Origin of the sequence: Aeromonas sp. ASNIH1 (assembly GCF_002934285.1) — a bacterium.
GTDB classification, from domain to species: domain Bacteria; phylum Pseudomonadota; class Gammaproteobacteria; order Enterobacterales; family Aeromonadaceae; genus Aeromonas; species Aeromonas caviae.
The window spans coordinates 4,221,382-4,238,260 of sequence record NZ_CP026228.1 but is presented as its reverse complement, the minus strand read 5'-3'; the positions used below and the strand labels follow the sequence as shown (position 1 = coordinate 4,238,260).

Below are 16,879 nucleotides of genomic sequence, written 5' to 3'. Positions count from 1 at the left end.
TATTCATGGTTGAACTCAAGACCCTGGCCCTGTTTCTGGTGACTGCGGTTGCCGAGATCCTGGGCTGTTATCTCCCTTATCTCTGGCTGACCCAGGGCAAGAGCGTCTGGCTGCTGCTGCCCGCGGCCCTGAGCCTGGCCCTGTTCGCCTGGCTGCTCTCATTGCACCCGACCGCCGCTGGCCGCGTCTATGCCGCCTATGGCGGCGTCTACATCTTCGTGGCCATTCTCTGGCTCTGGGCCGTGGATGGCATCAAACCCAGCCTGTGGGATCTGGTGGGGGCCGGGGTGGCCCTGATCGGCATGGCCATCATCATGTTTGCCCCAAGACCCGCCTGATATCGATGCCAAGGGAGATCAGCATGATGACGACAGTGGTGATAAGAGAGTGTGAGGCGCAGGACTTGGCCGGGCTGCTGGCCCTTTATCAGGAACTCAGGCCTCAGGACCCCGTGCTCGACGAGCAAGGGGCCCGCGAGGGATTGGCGGCGATGCTTGATCTGTCCCATACCCGCATCATGGTGGCCCTGGTGGAGGGGCAGCTGACCTCCAGCTGCCAGCTCGGGGTGATCCCGACCCTCACCAACGGCGGCCGACCCTTCGGCATCATAGAGCATGTGATCACGGGTGCCGCGTTTCGCCGCCAGGGGCTCAGCCATCAGTTGCTGGAGCATACCCTGGCGCTGGCCTGGGAGCTGGATTGCTACAAGGTGATGCTGCTCTCAGGGGAGGGGCGGGAGGCCGCTCATCGCCTCTATGAGGGACTCGGTTTCAAGGCCGGCATCGAGAAAGGGTTTGTTATTAAGGCGCCGCAATAAGTCCCATGGACTGCTGCATCATCAAAGGCGTGGGCTGTTATCCGCAACATATTGAGGTAGCGATGAAAATTGACGCCGCACAAAAGTGCGATCACCCAACCCTTATCACCATCTGGGAGGCATCGGTGCGCGCCAGCCACCACTTCCTGCAAGAAGCCGACATAGCGGCCCTGAGGCCCTTGATCCTGGAGCACTATTTTGATGCCGTGACGCTGAACTGTGCCAGAGTAGACAATGGCGAGATCGTCGGTTTTATCGGGGTGGCCGAGGGCAATATCGAGATGCTGTTCGTCGACCCCGCCGGGATGGGGCAGGGGGTGGGTCGCCAACTGGTGGCCCATGCCATCGCCAATCTCGGGGCGCGCCGGGTGGATGTGAACGAGCAAAACGAAGGGGCCTGTGGGTTTTACCGACGGATGGGCTTCGAGGTGACGGGGAGCTCCCCCCTGGATGGCCAGGGCAAGCCCTATCCGCTGCTGCACATGGCCTTGGCCGCCGGTTAAGGGCGCCAGAGCATAAAAAAACCGCCCGAGGGCGGTTTTTTGTTGTTCAGGAGGTTTGGCTTGCGCCCCCTCACTCCTCGCTGGAGTTGTCCTGATAGTCGCCCCGCTGGGCCTTGGGCAGACGGCGCATAGGGGCGAAACCGATGTCCTCGCCCACCACTTCCCGCTTGCGGGACTTGTTTTGCGCAGGCTGGGCCGGCTTCTTGGCGCCATCCCCTTTGCCTTTCCCGGCGGCGGGCTTGCCCTTGGCGTTGGCATGGCCACGGGCGCGGGGCGGGTTTTGCACCGGCTTGCTGCCCGGCAGGGTCTGGCGGCTCGGCTTGCCGCTCGGCTCGTATCCTTCCAGGATCTCCACGGTCAGGGATTGGCCGATCAGCGCCTCGATCTCCTTGAGCTGACCCAGCTCGTCCTGGCTCACCAGGGAGATGGCCTCGCCGCCACGGCCGGCGCGGCCGGTGCGGCCAATGCGGTGGATGTAATCCTCCGCCATCTGGGGCAGCTCGAAGTTGATCACGTGGGGCAGTTGATCGATGTCCAGGCCGCGAGCGGCGATGTCGGTGGCAACCAGCACCCGCACCTTGCCTTCACGAAAATCCGCCAGCGCCCGGTTGCGGGCCCCCTGGCTCTTGTCACCGTGGATGGCGACCGTATCCAGGCCATCTTTCTGCATTTGCTGGGCGAGCCTGTCGGCAATCTGCTTGGTGCGCACGAACACCAGCACCCGCTGCCAGTTGCCACGGCCAATCATGTGGGAGAGCATCTCCCGGCGGCGCTCCCGATCGACCTGGATGATGCGCTGGCTTACCTGCTCGGCGGCGGTGTTGCTGGGATCCACCTCGATGAGGGTGGGATCCTTGAGCAGATCGTCCGCCAGCGCCTTGATGTCATTGGAGAAGGTGGCAGAGAACAGCAGGGTCTGACGCTCCTCCGGCAGGGCCTTCATGATCCGGCGAATGTCGGTGATGAACCCCATGTCGAGCATTCTGTCCGCTTCATCCAGCACCAGTACCTCGAGGGCGCTCAGGGTCAGGGCGCCCTGGGTCAGCAGATCCAGCAGGCGGCCCGGGGTGGCGACCAGGATGTCGACCCCGAGCTTGATGGCGTCCAGGTTTGGCTTGATGCTGACGCCGCCATAGGCGATCAGGGTACGAAACGGCAGGTGGTGGGCATATTTGATGATGCTCTCACCCACCTGGGCGGCCAGCTCCCGGGTCGGGGTCAGCACCAGGGCTCGCACCTGGCGACGACCGCCACGGCCGTGGTTGGCCAGCAGTCTATGAAGCATGGGCAGGGTGAAACCGGCCGTCTTGCCCGTGCCTGTCTGGGCGCCGCCCAGCACGTCCTGCCCGGCCAGGATGGCGGGAATGGCTTGCTGCTGGATGGGGGTGGGTTGTTCGTAACCCAGCTCCTTGACGGCTCGCAGGATGTGCGGTGACAGACCCAGTTCATTGAATGACATGTTCGAGGGACACTCCGAGCCTTGGGCTCAACGGGTGACGGCAGCCTTGGTCCGTCACGACATGGAAAATAGGGTGGGTCGCCATCGAGGCTGGGCCTGAGCCCGGCAAAGCGACCGCACAAGAGAACAGTGGGCGCGTAATATAGCAGATGCGAGGCGCACGCGCAGCAGCCGTGTCGCGAGCGGCGCACACCCGTCAGAGCAGTCCCTCGATGGCCTGCACCAGATCCTCCGGCCTGGTCTGGGGGGCGAAGCGGTCCACCACCCGGCCTTCTCGGTCAATCAGGAACTTGGTGAAGTTCCACTTGATGGCCTCGCTGCCAAGGAGTCCGGGCTTTTGCTCCTTGAGCCAGCGATAGAGGGGGTGAGCCCCGGCGCCGTTGACCTCGCATTTGGCCATCAGGGGGAAGCTGACCGGGTAGTCGAGAGAGCAGAAGCGGGCGATCTCCTCGGCATCGCCCGGCTCCTGATGGCCAAACTGATCGCAGGGAAAGCCCAGGATCTCGAAGCCTTGGGGGCCGAACTGGCGATAGAGGGCCTCAAGCCCGGTGTATTGGGGGGTAAAACCGCAGCGGCTTGCCACGTTGACCACCAGCACGACACGGCCCTGCAGATCGGCGGTGGACCAGGCCGTGCCATCGAGTCGTTGCAGGGGGATGAGGGGCAGGGGCATGGTTTCTCCTGATGCAAGAGGGGCGACAAGGCGCCCGGGGGACAATCCTTGCACGTTAACGGGCCGAGGGCCGGGGAGCAAGGGGGAGGGCGTCTGTGCCCCCCAGACTCCTATTGATGGCGGGACTTCTCAAGAGAAGCAATCCGGTTTGTGCCGATGGTCCGAAGTCGCTACAAAGCGCACTCTCTCCCCTCGCTGCGAGCCTATCTTGGACTATCAAGCCGTCATGGATGCCATCTACACCCGGGGTTGGGTGATAGTGGATGATTTTTTAACCGCCGCCGAGGTGGATGCCCTCAAGGCCTGCCTGCCGGACGAGTGGCGACCGGCGGGGATCGGGCGCGAGACCCTGCATCAGGACAACCGCGATATCCGTCGGGATCAGATCCACTGGCTCGACGCCTCCCTCGGCGCGCCGGTGGCCGACTATCTGGCCCGGATGGAGTCCCTGCGTCTGGCCGCCAATCGCAGCCTGATGCTGGGGCTATTCGACTACGAGGCCCACTTTGCCCGCTACCGTCAGGGGGACTTCTACGCCACCCATCGCGACGCCTTCGCCGGGCGATCCAACCGCCGGCTCACCTCGGTGTTCTACCTGAACAACGACTGGCAGCCAGAGGCGGGGGGAATATTGCGGGTCTATGACGACAGCGAGCAGTTTCTGATGGATGTCTCCCCCCGGGGCGGGCGGCTGGTGCTCTTCCTGTCTGAAGAGTTTCCCCACGAGGTGCTGCCCGCAAGCCGGGAGCGCTACAGCATTGCCGGCTGGTTTCGGGTCAACGGCAATGGCGCCGGGCGGGTCGATCCCCCCCGCTGAGCGCATTTCATCCTGTTTCTGACACAGGAAGAGACTTTTATCTGCCCGGGCAGGGGGAGGTGCGCCCCATCGGCTGACAAGGCTTCCCCTCCCTTGCTACACTGCCCGCACTTATGTTCGTTTCTGGCTTCGTCCGGTTTTCATGCGGTTGGGTTTGACATGGTGATGACGAAGCCGCTTCTCCCAAGGGATCACATCTAATGAAGAACATGCATGTCTTGCTGCTGTGCGGCGGTGGCGGCTCCGAGCACGAAGTCTCGCTGCGCAGCGCCAATTTCCTCGAAAAACAGCTCGGGCTCCTGCCCGGTATCGAAGTGACCCGGGTCGAGATGTTTGCCGACCGCTGGCTCTCCGCCGACGGTCGCGAGTGCAAGCTGGGGCTGGACAAGTTGCTCTCGTTCGACAGCGTGGCCCGTCCGGTGGACTACGTGGTGCCCTGCATCCACGGTTATCCCGGTGAGACCGGCGATCTGCAATCCTTCCTCGAGCTGGCCGGCCTGCCTTATCTGGGTTGTGACGCCGAGGCGAGCAAGGTGTGCTTCAACAAGATCACCACCAAGCTGTGGCTCACCGCCATCGGCATCCCCAATACCCCCTACCTGTTCCTGACCGAGCAAGGCGAGGCGAGCCTGATCGAGGCGAAAGCGGCGCTGGCCAAGTGGGGCAAGGTCTTCATCAAGGCGGCCTCCCAGGGCTCTTCCGTGGGTTGCTACTCCGCCAGCAACGAGGCAGACCTGGTGAAGGGCATTGCCGATGCCTTCGGTTACTCCGAGCAGGTATTGATCGAAAAAGCGGTCAAGCCCCGCGAGCTGGAAGTGGCGGTCTACCAGTATGGTGACGAGCTGGTGGCCACCTATCCGGGGGAGATCTGCGTACCCCAGGACAAGTTCTACACCTATGAAGAGAAGTACAGCAGCGCCAGTCACACCGAGACCGCGCTCAAGGCCGAGGGACTGACTCAGGCGCAGGCTGACGCCATTCACGAGTACGCGCTCAAGGCGTTCCGTCAGCTGAAACTGACTCACCTCTCCCGTATCGACTTCTTCCTGACCGAAGAGGGGGAGATTTTGCTCAACGAGATCAACACCTTCCCGGGCATGACCTCCATCTCCATGTTCCCGAAACTGCTGGAGCACCACGGCCACAGCTTCGCGCACTATCTGGAGCAGATCCTGCGAAAGGCGGTCTGACGTCGCCAGACCCGGTTGCAACGGATGGTGAGTAGGGGTCTCAGGGCCCCTTTTTTCATGGGGGCGAGGCGGGCAGAACGCGGGAGGGAAGGGGGCAGGGCGCCGCCTGGCAAGCCTTGCCGCCAGGAGGGCTCGCCGTTACAATCAGCCCCCTTTTGTCCCGCCACAGGCACAGTCAGAGCCGCGTTCCATGAAGCCCATCCCCGATCACGCCGTCAACCGCCTGCGCATCTGGCGCAAGAGCGTCTCGACCCGACCCTTTCTTGCCCGTGGCGGCAGCGTGCCACGCTGCGATGCCTGCCAGCTGCGCCACGACTGGTGTGCCTGCGACTGGCGCCCGGCGCTCAAGGCCGAGGCCGGGTTCTGCCTCATGATGTATGACAGCGAGCCCATGAAGCCCTCCAACACCGGGCGCCTCATCGCCGACGTGCTGCCGGACTCTACCTGGGCCTTTCTCTGGTCGCGTACCGAACCCCATCCCGAGCTGCTGGCCCTGCTGGCGGATCCCGCCTGGCAGCCCTACGTGGTCTTTCCCGCCTGCGAAAAAGCGCCCGACCGCCTGACCGGCGAGGTGGTACTGGCTCCCGGCAAGAAGCCGCTGTTCATCCTGCTGGACGGCACCTGGCCCGAGGCGCGCAAGATGTTCAACAAGAGTCCCTATCTGGACGGCTTCCCTGTGCTCGCCATCAAGCCGGACGCGCTCTCTACCTACGGTATGCGCGTCGCCCACAGCGACGAGCACCTGTGCACCGCCGAGGTGGCCGCCTGCGTGCTGGAAGTGGCCGGGGAGCTACGGGCGGGGCAGGCGCTGCAGCTCTGGTTCAATCTCTTTAGCCGCCGCTACATGGCTGGCCGGGTAAGCCGTGCACCCGGCGAGGATGAAGCGCCCCTGCTGGAGGGGCTGGAGGCCATCAAAGCCCAGAGCCGCGCTCTGGATTAATTCTCAGCAGCCGCTACATGGCTGGCCGGGTAAGCCGTGCTCCCGGCGCGGATGAAGCGCCCGTGCTGGAGGGGCTGGCGGTTATCAAAGCACAGACCCTCTCGCACGTTGATTGATGAAAATAAGGAATTAGTTGGCTGCCATTGTTTCGTTGGCTTCATGAGCCTGTCCTCGCTAGGATAGCGACCTGTTGACTCCTTCAGGCTCCAGGCCATGCCGGGCGCCGCCAATCACACGAGGTCTATGGATGGAACTGGAACTGCTCACCCTGGTTGCCCTGTTCGGGGTGGCCCTCATCGCCGGCTTTATCGACGCCATCGCCGGGGGCGGGGGACTCTTGACGGTGCCGGCCCTGCTGGCCACCGGCATGCCGCCAGCCCTGGTGCTTGGCACCAACAAGTTGCAGAGCAGTTTCGGTTCTTTCTCCGCCACCTGGTTCTATGCCCGCAAGGGGCTCCTTGAGTGGGCCATCATCTGGCCGGCTGTCATCTGCACCTTCATCGGGGCAGCCATCGGCACCCTGGCGGTGCAGACCATCGATGCCGCCATCCTGGAGCGGCTGCTCCCCTTCCTGCTGATGGCGTTTGCCTGCTATTTCTACTTCTCCCCCAGGGTGAGCGATGCGGAGAGCCAGCGCCGCCTCACCCCCATGGCGTTCGCCCTGCTGGTGGGCGGGGGCGTGGGCTTTTATGACGGCTTCTTCGGGCCGGGCACGGGGTCGTTTTTTGCCATCGGTTTCGTGGCCCTGGCGGGTTTTGGCATGGCGCGGGCCACCGCCCACACCAAGCTGCTCAACTTCACCTCCAACATCGCTTCCCTGCTCTTCTTCACCCTGGGGGGCAAGGTGGTGTGGAGCGTGGGGCTGTGCATGGCGCTGGGGCAGTTCATCGGGGCGCGCATGGGCTCCAAGCTGGTGCTCAAGAAAGGGGTGAAGCTCATCAAGCCGCTGCTGGTGACCGTCTCCCTGGTGATGTCCGCCAAGCTGGTGTGGAGCCAGTACCCCGAGCTCTTTGCCTGGCTGGGCTGAGCCGGTACCCCCCATGACGAGGGCCCGATCGCAGATCGGGCCCTCTTGCGTTTCAGCCCAGTGCCGAAAGTTGCCGGAAATGGGCTTGCAGCGCCTGCACCAGGCGGGCAATGCGATCGCGCTTGAGGCTGTTTGGCCGATAGACCAGGTGGAGCGGGCGGCCCAGTCCCGGCAGGGGGCGTGCCTGTGTCCCCTGCTCACCCACCAGCGCCAGCAGGCCGGCGGGCAGGAGCACGGGGCCAATGCCTGCCTTGGCCAGCTCGATCAGCGCCAGGTAGGAATCGAGCTCCATGGCGGGGATAAGCCCGAGGGCGGCCAGGGGCTCGCGCAGATAGCGGTTGGAGGGGTTCTCCAGATCCATGGTCAGGATCTTGCGCACCTTGCCCTGCATCCCCTGACTCACGTCGCCTTCAGCCAGTTGCTTGCTGGTCACAGTTTCTTGCAAGGCGCTCTGGTGATCCGGCTGTGCCGCCTCATCCAGAGCGTCCCCCACCAGATAGAAGGGCTCCTCCAGCAGCCGTTCGGCACACAGCCCATGGCCAGGCGGCAGGCGGCCGGCGCAGATCCCGAGCAGGGCATCCCCGCCGCGCACCCGGGCCAGAATGACCGGGGTGTGGTGGGTAGAGAGGGCAATGTGGGGATCCCGTTCAAGGTAGGCGTGCATGAAGCGGGCGAGGTAGCCCGCCAGCAGGGTTTCGGAGCAGGCGATGGACAGAGGGGTCTGATCCGTGAGGGTCTGGCTGTCCGCCAGCACCCCCTTCATTTCGGCGAGGCTCGGGGCTACCCGGGCGAGCAGCTCACGGGCCTGGGGAGTGAGGCGGATATGACGGCCATCCGGCTCGATGAGCTTCTTGCCAAGGCGCTGCTCCAGCTGGGCGATGCGCTTGCTGACCGCCGACTGACTGATATAGAGGCGGCTTGCAACCTTGGCCATGGTGCCCTCGCTTGCCAGCAGGCAGAGTGTCTCCAGCCCTTCCAGTAACATGCGTCCTCCCTCCTCGTGTGTTGGACGCGGTTACCTTAGGGGCTGGTGGCATCAGGGGCAAGTACCGTTTGCGGCCCTTGATAGCGGCCAGCGCCACGCCTTGACGGGGGGCGCGAAGATCACCAGGTTGCCGATGAGACTCACCACTACGCCGACGATGGAGACCGTCTGCCAGACAAAGCCTTCATAGAAGGTGGAGAGGGTGAGGGCCACCAGGGGGAAGAGCACGGTGGCGTAGGCCGCCTTGCTGGCACCGATGCGCCCCACCAGGGTGAGGTAGGCGGTGAAGGCGATGACGGAGCCGAAGATGGCCAGATAGACCATGGCGGCGAGGTAGCGCGGGTCGGTGGGCAGGGTGAGTGACTGACCGAGTACCGTGACCCAGCCCAGCAGCAGCGCCACGCCGTAGACCATGCCCCAGGGTACCATCTGCAATACGTGATAGCCCTGGCGCTGTCCCCGGGCGGAGACCAGGTTGCCCAGGGAGAAGCAGAGGGTGCCGGCGCAGGCAAAGAGCAAGCCCTTCCAGCCGTTTGCACCCAGTTGCGCATCCGCCAGCACCGGCCAGAAGAGCAGCAGGGTGCCAAGCAGCCCCAGCAACGATCCTTGCAGCCAGCGCAGGCCCGGTCGTTTACCCTCGAACAGCCAGAGATTGAGGCCGTTGAAGATGCTGGCGCTGGCGAAAATCACCGCCGACAGGCCGCTCGGGATATAGAGGGTGGCGTGGTAGAAACAGAGGAAGTTGGTAGAAAAGAGCAACGCGCCGAGCAGGGCAGCATAACGCTGGCCCGCCCAGGGCAGTCGCGGAAACTTGCCGCTCACCGTGAGCAGGGCGAACAGGGCCAGGGCCGCCAGGGCGAAACGATAGAGCACCGAGACCTCGATGGGGATGGGGCCGAGCTGCCAGGCGATGGCAATCCAGGTGCTGCCCCAGATGAGGACGGTGGAAACATAGAGCATCAGATTCATGGTGTGATCCCATCAAGAGAAGATGATGTGATCAGCATGAACCGGGAGGCGGGGCGCCGGCTTGCACCATCTTGCGGTTTTTTCAACGGAGGCGCAGCCTTTGACCATGAGGCGCGATAAGATGGCGACAGGAAAGGGGCGGCAAGTGCCAGAGAGGGACGCAAGCGTGCAGCATGCCATGCAGCAGACAAGACAGGCGGGGGTCTTTGATGCCCTGGTGAGCACCGGTGCCAGACTGGAGGACTCCTGCTGGCTGGAGCCCGGGCTCGGGGTGGCGAGCTGGTGCAACCGCTACGATCAGACCCGCTACCACAAGCCGGGCAACCACACCATCAGCGTCTACCTGCAGGGGGGCGAGCAGACTGAGCGGCTGGACGGCCCCGGTGGCCATGGCGGTGCGGGCAAGGTGTGCATCATGCCGGATCACCACAGATCCGAGTGGCTGGTGCGCGAGGAGTTTCGCTTCTTCCACCTCTACTTCACCCCCGCCCACTTCACCCGTATCGCCGAGCAGGCGTGTGACAAGGAGGGGCGTCATCTGCAACTGGAAGACAAGACCTTCATCGACGATCCCCAGGCGGCGGCCCTGGTGCAGGGGCAATTGATGAAGCTGGACTGGCAGCACGGCATCGATCGCATGGCGCTCTCCCACGGTGCCTGGATGCTGATGCTGCACGCCTATCGCCATCACACCCGCGAGGCCCCGGCGCTGCCGGAGGTGCGCGGCGGCCTGGCCCCCGCCGTGGTGCGCCGGGTGCAGGAGTATCTGCAGGCTCACCTGGCCGAGCCGGTCACTCTGGGAGAGCTCGCCCGGGAGGCGGGTCTGAGCGAATACCACTTCGCCCGGATGTTCGGGCAGAGCCTGGGCTGTCCGCCCCACCGCTACCTGCTCGGGCTGCGGCTCAAGCGGGCCAAGCAGTTGCTGGCGGGAAGCGAGCCTCTGGCCAGCATCGCCGCCCAGTGCGGCTTCTCCTCCCAGGCCCATTTTGGCAACCGCTTTCGGGAGGCGTTCGGCCTGAGCCCGGGCCAGTGGCGAGCCCAGTTGTCATTCTCCTGTCACAGATAACCCTGAGACTCTGGGCAAAAGAGGTGTACCCTCTGTCTCTTATCCATTGAAAGGAATGCCCATTGAATCATCGCAAACGTCAGACCCGCACTCGCCATCTCTGGTTCAACCACTGGAATGCCCCCCTCTATCGCGCCACCCAGCCGACGCCGCCCGAACCGCTCGTTCCTCACAGTTCCCGCTGAAAACGCCTTAACCCGATAGGATTTTTCCGGCAACTTTGCCACTATTGCGCCATCAGGATGGACTGGATATGGCCGCATGTTTCTGGAACGCATTGAAGTCAAAGGTTTTCGCGGAATAAATCGCCTCTCCCTCGGGCTGGACAACACCACTGTGCTCATCGGCGAAAACGCCTGGGGCAAATCCAGCCTGCTGCGGGCCCTCTGGTGCCTGCTGGGGGATGCCGAGCCCTATCAATTTGGTCAGGATGATTTTCACCGGCCCGAAGATCCCGAGCTCGAACCCTCGCGCACGCTGCAACTGGTGCTCACCTTCAGCGAGTATCGTCCCCAGATGTGCCAGCACTCCCGCCGTCTGGCCCGCCTCGGGGCGGCCTGGATCCCCCACAAGGACAAGTTCCACCGGGTGCATTATCGTGCCAGTGCCGAGTTGCAGGACGATGGCAGCGTGCTCACCACCCACGACTTTCTCGACGGCATCGGCAAGAGCCTGGCCATCGACAACAACGAGGCGCTGGTGCGTCTGCTCATTACCATGAACCCGGTGTTCAGGCTGCGGGATGCCCGTACCGCCCGGGAGGGCATCGAGCGGCTGCCCTGGGGGGATCTGTGCGAGCAGCGGCTGGACGAGCTGGCCGGCAAGCTCACCGACGAGCCCCAGCGCATCGGCGAGCCTGAACTCAAGGAGGCGCTGCAGGCGGTGCAGCAGTTGATGGAGCACTACTTCAGCGCTTTAGCTCCCATCAAGCACAAGCCTCGCAGCCAGCGGGATATCGTCAATCGCCCCATGACCCTGCGCAATCCCGGCAACCTGCAGGTGCTGCTGCGCAATGCGGACAACCGGGCGCTGCAACTGGCTATGGCGGGCATGGCGGCCATGCTGCTCCACGCCCGAGGCAACCGGGAGCTGGAGGAGGGGGCCAGACCCATATTGATGCTGGAAGACCCAGAGAGCCGCCTGCATCCCACCATGCTGGCCCTGGCCTGGGGTCTGCTGGAGCAGTTGCCCGGCCAGAAGCTGCTCACCACCAACTCGGGGGACCTGCTCTCCTCCTTGCCCCTCAATCAGGTGCGCCGTCTGGTGCGCCGCCAGCAGGACATCCTTTGCCATCAGTTGGGAGGGGAGCGCTACAGCAGCGACGATCTGCGCAAGATTGCCTTCCATGTGCGCATCAACAGGCCCATGTCGATGTTTGCCCGCTGCTGGCTGCTGGTGGAAGGGGAGACCGAGATCTGGCTGCTCTCGGAGCTGGCCCAGATCTGCGGCTACAGCCTGCGGGCGGAGGGGGTGCGTATCATCGAGTTCGCCCAGTGCGGCCAGGCTCCCCTCATCAAGGTGGCCCGGGACTTTGGCATAGAGTGGCACCTGCTCACCGACGGTGACGAGGCGGGCGCCAAGTATGCAAGCTCCGCCCGCTCCCTGCTCAAGGGGGAGCGTGAGCGGGATCGGCTGACCCAGTTGCCGGCGGCAGACATAGAGCACTACCTCTACCAGAACGGGTTCGAGGGGGTGTTCCGGCGTGAGGCGGGGGTCGGGGGGCGCTCCACCCTCAACGCCGGGCGCGTCATCGCCAAGGCGATCCACCATCGCAGCAAGCCAGGCATGGCCCTGGCGGTGGTGGAGGAGGCGGAGCGCCTCGGCAGCGAGCACATTCCCCCTGTGCTCAAGCAGATGTTTGCCCGGGTGGTCGCCCTTGCCCGGGGACAAAGCTGACCGGCGACGTTGGGAAGACGGGGGGAGTTTGGATATACTCCCTGCCTCTTGTCCTTCCTTACCCTGTGATGGGTGCACCCGCACCCGGACTGCTGCCGGAGACCCTATGTTCGTCCAACTTCCTTTTTGGCTCTTCCCCCTGACCGGTCTGATGGCCCTGGGAGCCCTGATCGCCGTGGGGCTCGTCCTGTGGCGCGGGGATCTCTGCCCGGGCCAGCGCTCGCGGATCACTACCCAGCTCTTCTCGGTCTGGGTGATCACCGGGCTCTCCCTGATGCTGGCGGTGGAGGCCAAGGTTGCGGGCTGGCTCATCTGGAGCGGGGGGGCCGCCCTGGTGCTCGGTATCGTGCTCTCCCTGGTCCAGTCTCGCCTGGAGGGCAAGCGCGCCATCCCCGCCACCCTGCTATGGTTGCCCGCCATGCCGCTCGCCCTCTACGGGCTGGGTCTGATGCAGATCCAGGGCTGGCTCGGCGGCCTGCTGCAGATGGTGCTGCTGGGGTCGGCCTTTGCCCACCTGATGCTGCTACGTGCCCGCCACCGCCTGCAAGCCTTCAATCTGCTGCTGCCCCTGGCGGGGCTGGTCTCCGCCATCCTGAGTCTTATCTGGCTGGCGGTGCTGGTGGGTTGGCAGGGGAGCAGCGCCGGGCTCGACCCGCTGATCCCCGGGGTAGTGACCCAGGCCGGCCTGCTGGTCGCAGCCCTGCTGCTCTGGTTCAGCCCCATCTACCGTCAGCAGGAGACGGCCCCCGTGGTGGTCTCCGTGACCCTGTGCGGCCTCATCATCGCCCAGATTGCGGCGACCAGCGTGTTGCACCAGCTCGCCTGATCCCGGCGCATCCTCCCGCCCGCACCTTGTTGTGCGGGCTTTTTTTATGGCAAAGAGGGGCAAGTCGGGGGGAGCGCGGGGAGGGGCCTGAGGGGCGAGAGATCGCTAGCTGCCTGAAAAAACTGCGATTTGTTGCAAAAGAGCGCAGTATGTGACGGTTTAATCCCCGAATAAACTTTTTTTAGGATATTTACTTGCAATCTCAGCGTTGGCGCCTATTATGGGCGACCTCTGACGCGGGGTGGAGCAGCTCGGTAGCTCGTCGGGCTCATAACCCGAAGGTCGTCGGTTCAAATCCGGCCCCCGCAACCAACCATTTGTATTCATGGCAAGCGCTAGCGCCTGCGGTGGAAACGAAGACAGCAAGAAGCAACTGCTCTGCTTTTTGTGGTGGCAATACAATTCGGACGCGGGGTGGAGCAGCTCGGTAGCTCGTCGGGCTCATAACCCGAAGGTCGTCGGTTCAAATCCGGCCCCCGCAACCAACTATTTGTGTCCATGGCAAGCGCATAGCGCTGCGGTGGAGACGAAGACAGCAAGAAGCAACTGCTCTGCTTTTTGTGGTGGCAATACAATTCGGACGCGGGGTGGAGCAGCTCGGTAGCTCGTCGGGCTCATAACCCGAAGGTCGTCGGTTCAAATCCGGCCCCCGCAACCAACCATTTGTGTCCATGGCAAGTGCATAGCGCTGCGGTGGAGACGAAGACAGCAAGAAGCAACTGCTCTGCTTTTTGTGGTGGCAATACAATTCGGACGCGGGGTGGAGCAGCTCGGTAGCTCGTCGGGCTCATAACCCGAAGGTCGTCGGTTCAAATCCGGCCCCCGCAACCAACTATTTGTGTCCATGGCAAGCGCATAGCGCTGCGGTGGAGACGAAGACAGCAAGAAGCAACTGCTCTGCTTTTTGTGGTGGCAATACAATTCGGACGCGGGGTGGAGCAGCTCGGTAGCTCGTCGGGCTCATAACCCGAAGGTCGTCGGTTCAAATCCGGCCCCCGCAACCAACTATTTGTGTTCATGGCAAGCGCTAGCGCTGCGGTGGAGACGAAGACAGCAAGAAGCAACTGCTCTGCTTTTTGTGGTGGCAATACAATTCGGACGCGGGGTGGAGCAGCTCGGTAGCTCGTCGGGCTCATAACCCGAAGGTCGTCGGTTCAAATCCGGCCCCCGCAACCAACTATTTGTGTTCATGGCAAGCGCTAGCGCCTGCGGTGGAAACGAAGACAGCAAGAAGCAACTGCTCTGCTTTTTGTGGTGGCAATACAATTCGGACGCGGGGTGGAGCAGCTCGGTAGCTCGTCGGGCTCATAACCCGAAGGTCGTCGGTTCAAATCCGGCCCCCGCAACCAACTTCTGACTGATTTTCTTCTGCATTACCTCTCTGATCCCCTCCAGCATCTGTTGCTTGCACACAATAATGTGTGTTTTTCCGATCCCTCTCGCCATTTGTTCGGTATCATCCTGCTTTCTGTTCATGGATGAGGCCGCACCCTGTGATGACCCCTTTTAGCTATTCTTCTCCCCAAATCACGATGCAGAGCACCTCCCTCGCCGAAGTAATGGCAGGGCCGGCTGCCGTCAAACTCCTGCTCATTGCCGACTCAGCGCGCGATACCCTGCTGGCGACGCCTCCCTTTGCCGCCGTGGCAACCCAGATAGCCCTGGGTCAGAAGGCCCCCTATTCCCTCGACGACAGTCAGGGGCTGCAACGGGTGATCTTCATGGATGCCCGCCCGGTCCTGGATCATCGGCTCTACAAGCAGGTGCGCAGCTGGGTGGGCTCGCTGGCGGGCCTCAAGGCGACGCACCTGGCGCTCCATCTGGAGGGCTTTGACGATGAGCATCGCGCCCAACTGGCAAGGGTGGTGCTCGCCTGCCTGCTCGCCGCCGATGTGACCCTGCCGACCCAGAAACGGAGTGAGGCGACAAGACCGGGTTATCAGCAGTTGCAACTTTCCCCCCCTTGCGAACTGGACATGGCCCGCCTGAGCGCAGAAACCGAAGGCAATGGTCTGGCTCGCCACCTGGCGGTGCTGCCAGCGTCCGAGCTCAATGCCCGTCATTACCGGGCCTATGCCCGGGAGCTGGCGCAGCAGGAGGGGTGGCAGTGGCAGGAGTTTGATGAGACGACCCTGGCACAGAAGGGGGCTGGCGCCTTCCTGGCGGTGGCCCGTGGTTCGGCGGACGGTCAGGCCGCCATCGTCAGGCTCAGTTACTGTCCGGCCAACCCGGTGCGCCGCGTTGCGCTGGTGGGCAAGGGGATCTGCCACGACTCCGGTGGCTACAACCTGAAAGTCGGTGGCAGCATGTATGGCATGCACTTGGACATGGGGGGCAGCGCGGTGGCCCTTGGCACGTTGTTGGCCATCAGCCGGGCGAAACTCCCCGTTGAGGTGCACTGCTGGCTCGCCATCGCCGAGAACCACATCGGCCCGCAGGCCTTCCGGCCCGGTGAGGTGGTGACCGCCCTCAACGGCACCACCATCGAAGTGGTGGACACCGACGCCGAGGGTCGCATGGTGCTGGCGGATGCCCTGACCCTGGCGGCCGGGGACAAACCCGACTTGCTGATCGACTATGCCACCCTGACCGGCGCCTGCAAACGGGCGCTCGGCAGCCGTTACAGCGGCGCCTTCACCAACCGCCCCGAGTGGCTCACCACTCTGATCGCGCTGGGACAGCAGAGCGGGGAGCGAGTCTGGCCCTTCCCCCTGGACGAGGATTACGATGACAACCTCGATAGCGAGTGGGCCGATCTGTTACAGTGCGCGCCGGGCGCCTCCCCGGATCACATCGATGCCGCCCGTTTTCTCACGCGCTTCGTGCCCGCCGAGCTTCCCTGGTTGCACCTCGACCTGAGTGGTTTTCGCAACAAGGGGGGCAATGGCGTGGTGGGCAGCGAGGTAACCGGCTTTGGTGTCAGGCTGACCCTGACCCTGCTCGACAGCCCTCTGGGGATGGGTGCGCCCGACGCATGACAACGTGGCCAAGCACAATCAATAAGGACAAGCGTGAAACAAGCAAGCTATGACTGGGTGCTGTTCGATCTGGACGAAACCCTGCTCGATTTTCCGGTCGCCAGGGCGCTGGAGCGGACCCTGCAGATCTACGGCGTGGCGCCGACTCCCCCCAAGATGGCGGAGTACCATGCCCTCAACCAGCGGCTCTGGCAGCAGTACAACTCAGGGGAGATTGACGCCACCCACCTGCAGCAGACCCGTTTTTCGCTCTTTGCCGAGCAGGTCAACGTGGCGCCCATGGCGATGAACGAGACCTTCCTGCAGCAGATCATCGCCCTGAGCGTGCCGCTGGAGGGGGTGGAGGAGACCCTGCAGGCCCTGAAGAGCAAGGTCAGAATGGGGATCATCACCAACGGCTTCAGCCTGCCCCAGCGCGGGCGCCTCGACAAACTGGGCTGGAACAGCTGGTTTGAGCCTCTCGTTATCTCTGACGAGGTGCAAGTGACCAAGCCGGCGGCGGCCATCTTCCAGCATGCCCTGGCGCAGATGGGTCAGCCGAGCCCGGCGCGGGTGTTGATGGTGGGGGACAATCCCAAGACCGACATCGCCGGTGCCGCCGCCCAGGGGCTTGCCACCTGCTGGTACAACCCGGGACGGGAGACAGGCCCGTGCGAGGCGACCCACGAGATCCACCACTTCGCCCATCTCTGTGCGATCGTGCTGGGAGAGTAGGTCCTCTATGCCCGCAAGG

At 63.6% G+C, this 16,879-nt stretch carries 17 protein-coding genes and 7 tRNA genes; 20 read left to right on the top strand and 4 right to left on the bottom strand.

Features of this window, described 5'->3' with window-relative positions:
• The first annotated feature begins 5 nt into the window (after positions 1–5).
• The 3 genes from C2U37_RS20570 (at position 6) to C2U37_RS20560 (ending at position 1,320) form a co-directional block, all read left to right on the top strand.
• Positions 6–338, top strand: a complete 333-nt coding sequence (locus tag C2U37_RS20570) for a YnfA family protein (protein ID WP_039038590.1) — start codon at positions 6–8, stop codon at positions 336–338.
• Positions 339–364: 26 nt separating this feature from the next.
• On the top strand, positions 365–817 hold the full coding sequence (locus tag C2U37_RS20565; RefSeq protein WP_104453289.1) for a GNAT family N-acetyltransferase: 453 nt from the start codon (positions 365–367) through the stop codon (positions 815–817).
• 62 nt (positions 818–879) lie between these two features.
• A complete protein-coding gene (locus C2U37_RS20560; RefSeq protein ID WP_104452969.1) occupies positions 880–1,320 on the top strand; it encodes an acetyltransferase in 441 nt (146 codons plus the stop codon).
• Between the two features lie 70 nt (positions 1,321–1,390).
• On the opposite strand, the gene C2U37_RS20555 is transcribed toward C2U37_RS20560, so the two are convergent.
• Positions 1,391–2,779, bottom strand: coding sequence for a DEAD/DEAH box helicase (locus tag C2U37_RS20555; RefSeq protein ID WP_104452968.1), 1,389 nt, complete (start codon positions 2,777–2,779; stop codon positions 1,391–1,393).
• A gap of 196 nt (positions 2,780–2,975) precedes the next feature.
• Positions 2,976–3,452, bottom strand: a complete 477-nt coding sequence (locus C2U37_RS20550) for a glutathione peroxidase (protein ID WP_039038588.1) — start codon at positions 3,450–3,452, stop codon at positions 2,976–2,978.
• A 208-nt stretch (positions 3,453–3,660) separates the two neighbouring features.
• Between C2U37_RS20550 and C2U37_RS20545 the strand changes: the two genes are divergently transcribed.
• From C2U37_RS20545 to C2U37_RS20530, 4 genes are all read left to right on the top strand, one after another.
• Positions 3,661–4,269 carry a 2OG-Fe(II) oxygenase gene (locus C2U37_RS20545; RefSeq protein ID WP_041211488.1) on the top strand — a complete coding sequence of 203 codons (609 nt, stop codon included), beginning with the start codon at positions 3,661–3,663 and terminating at the stop codon, positions 4,267–4,269.
• Positions 4,270–4,469: 200 nt separating this feature from the next.
• Positions 4,470–5,459, top strand: a complete 990-nt coding sequence (locus C2U37_RS20540; protein WP_010674866.1) for a D-alanine--D-alanine ligase — start codon at positions 4,470–4,472, stop codon at positions 5,457–5,459.
• 190 nt (positions 5,460–5,649) lie between these two features.
• The gene (locus tag C2U37_RS20535; RefSeq protein ID WP_104452967.1) at positions 5,650–6,399 is read left to right on the top strand and encodes a tRNA-uridine aminocarboxypropyltransferase; all 750 of its coding nucleotides are present in this window, start codon (positions 5,650–5,652) and stop codon (positions 6,397–6,399) included.
• A gap of 247 nt (positions 6,400–6,646) precedes the next feature.
• On the top strand, positions 6,647–7,426 hold the full coding sequence (locus C2U37_RS20530) for a TSUP family transporter (RefSeq protein WP_010674863.1): 780 nt from the start codon (positions 6,647–6,649) through the stop codon (positions 7,424–7,426).
• Positions 7,427–7,478: 52 nt separating this feature from the next.
• Here the strand turns inward: C2U37_RS20530 and C2U37_RS20525 are convergent, their stop codons facing one another.
• The gene (locus C2U37_RS20525) at positions 7,479–8,411 is read right to left on the bottom strand and encodes a LysR family transcriptional regulator (protein WP_104452966.1); all 933 of its coding nucleotides are present in this window, start codon (positions 8,409–8,411) and stop codon (positions 7,479–7,481) included.
• A 51-nt stretch (positions 8,412–8,462) separates the two neighbouring features.
• Entirely contained in the window at positions 8,463–9,380 is a 918-nt protein-coding gene (locus C2U37_RS20520; RefSeq protein ID WP_041215090.1) for a DMT family transporter, read from the bottom strand.
• A 178-nt stretch (positions 9,381–9,558) separates the two neighbouring features.
• Between C2U37_RS20520 and C2U37_RS20515 the strand changes: the two genes are divergently transcribed.
• The 13 genes from C2U37_RS20515 to yjjG all read left to right on the top strand — a co-directional run bounded on the left by C2U37_RS20515 (position 9,559) and on the right by yjjG (position 16,860).
• Positions 9,559–10,446 carry a helix-turn-helix domain-containing protein gene (locus tag C2U37_RS20515; RefSeq protein ID WP_042016580.1) on the top strand — a complete coding sequence of 296 codons (888 nt, stop codon included), beginning with the start codon at positions 9,559–9,561 and terminating at the stop codon, positions 10,444–10,446.
• A 62-nt stretch (positions 10,447–10,508) separates the two neighbouring features.
• On the top strand, positions 10,509–10,631 hold the full coding sequence (locus C2U37_RS25275; RefSeq protein ID WP_256094327.1) for a hypothetical protein: 123 nt from the start codon (positions 10,509–10,511) through the stop codon (positions 10,629–10,631).
• A gap of 76 nt (positions 10,632–10,707) precedes the next feature.
• Complete coding sequence (locus C2U37_RS20510) at positions 10,708–12,342, top strand: ATP-dependent endonuclease (RefSeq protein ID WP_104452965.1); 1,635 nt, start codon at positions 10,708–10,710, stop codon at positions 12,340–12,342.
• A gap of 106 nt (positions 12,343–12,448) precedes the next feature.
• Positions 12,449–13,168 (top strand): hypothetical protein, encoded by a 720-nt coding sequence (locus C2U37_RS20505; protein WP_010674858.1) that lies wholly within the window; start codon positions 12,449–12,451, stop codon positions 13,166–13,168.
• Positions 13,169–13,403: 235 nt separating this feature from the next.
• Positions 13,404–13,480: transfer RNA gene (locus C2U37_RS20500), tRNA-Met, on the top strand.
• A gap of 96 nt (positions 13,481–13,576) precedes the next feature.
• Positions 13,577–13,653: transfer RNA gene (locus C2U37_RS20495), tRNA-Met, on the top strand.
• 96 nt (positions 13,654–13,749) lie between these two features.
• Positions 13,750–13,826, top strand: a tRNA-Met gene (locus C2U37_RS20490).
• A gap of 96 nt (positions 13,827–13,922) precedes the next feature.
• Positions 13,923–13,999 (top strand) — tRNA-Met (locus C2U37_RS20485).
• Positions 14,000–14,095: 96 nt separating this feature from the next.
• A tRNA-Met gene (locus tag C2U37_RS20480) sits at positions 14,096–14,172 on the top strand.
• Positions 14,173–14,267: 95 nt separating this feature from the next.
• A tRNA-Met gene (locus C2U37_RS20475) sits at positions 14,268–14,344 on the top strand.
• 96 nt (positions 14,345–14,440) lie between these two features.
• A tRNA-Met gene (locus C2U37_RS20470) sits at positions 14,441–14,517 on the top strand.
• Positions 14,518–14,661: 144 nt separating this feature from the next.
• Positions 14,662–16,146: a M17 family metallopeptidase gene (locus C2U37_RS20465; RefSeq protein ID WP_104452964.1), complete on the top strand. Its 1,485-nt coding sequence runs from the start codon at positions 14,662–14,664 to the stop codon at positions 16,144–16,146.
• Positions 16,147–16,179: 33 nt separating this feature from the next.
• Entirely contained in the window at positions 16,180–16,860 is a 681-nt protein-coding gene (gene yjjG, locus C2U37_RS20460) for a pyrimidine 5'-nucleotidase (RefSeq protein ID WP_010674855.1), read from the top strand.
• The last annotated feature ends 19 nt before the right edge of the window (positions 16,861–16,879 follow it).

Excerpts from the sequence above, each read along its gene's own strand:
- C2U37_RS20565 (WP_104453289.1), top strand. The coding sequence starts at position 365 with ATGACGACAGTGGTGATAAGAGAGTGTGAGGCGCAGGACTTGGCCGGG.
- C2U37_RS20515 (WP_042016580.1), top strand. The coding sequence starts at position 9,559 with ATGCAGCAGACAAGACAGGCGGGGGTCTTTGATGCCCTGGTGAGCACC.
- C2U37_RS20520 (WP_041215090.1), bottom strand. The coding sequence starts at position 9,380 with ATGAATCTGATGCTCTATGTTTCCACCGTCCTCATCTGGGGCAGCACC.
- C2U37_RS20540 (WP_010674866.1), top strand. The coding sequence starts at position 4,470 with ATGAAGAACATGCATGTCTTGCTGCTGTGCGGCGGTGGCGGCTCCGAG.
- C2U37_RS20510 (WP_104452965.1), top strand. The coding sequence starts at position 10,708 with ATGTTTCTGGAACGCATTGAAGTCAAAGGTTTTCGCGGAATAAATCGC.
- C2U37_RS20560 (WP_104452969.1), top strand. The coding sequence starts at position 880 with ATGAAAATTGACGCCGCACAAAAGTGCGATCACCCAACCCTTATCACC.
- C2U37_RS20525 (WP_104452966.1), bottom strand. The coding sequence starts at position 8,411 with ATGTTACTGGAAGGGCTGGAGACACTCTGCCTGCTGGCAAGCGAGGGC.
- C2U37_RS20550 (WP_039038588.1), bottom strand. The coding sequence starts at position 3,452 with ATGCCCCTGCCCCTCATCCCCCTGCAACGACTCGATGGCACGGCCTGG.
- C2U37_RS20570 (WP_039038590.1), top strand. The coding sequence starts at position 6 with ATGGTTGAACTCAAGACCCTGGCCCTGTTTCTGGTGACTGCGGTTGCC.
- C2U37_RS20555 (WP_104452968.1), bottom strand. The coding sequence starts at position 2,779 with ATGTCATTCAATGAACTGGGTCTGTCACCGCACATCCTGCGAGCCGTC.
- C2U37_RS20530 (WP_010674863.1), top strand. The coding sequence starts at position 6,647 with ATGGAACTGGAACTGCTCACCCTGGTTGCCCTGTTCGGGGTGGCCCTC.
- C2U37_RS20535 (WP_104452967.1), top strand. The coding sequence starts at position 5,650 with ATGAAGCCCATCCCCGATCACGCCGTCAACCGCCTGCGCATCTGGCGC.
- C2U37_RS20505 (WP_010674858.1), top strand. The coding sequence starts at position 12,449 with ATGTTCGTCCAACTTCCTTTTTGGCTCTTCCCCCTGACCGGTCTGATG.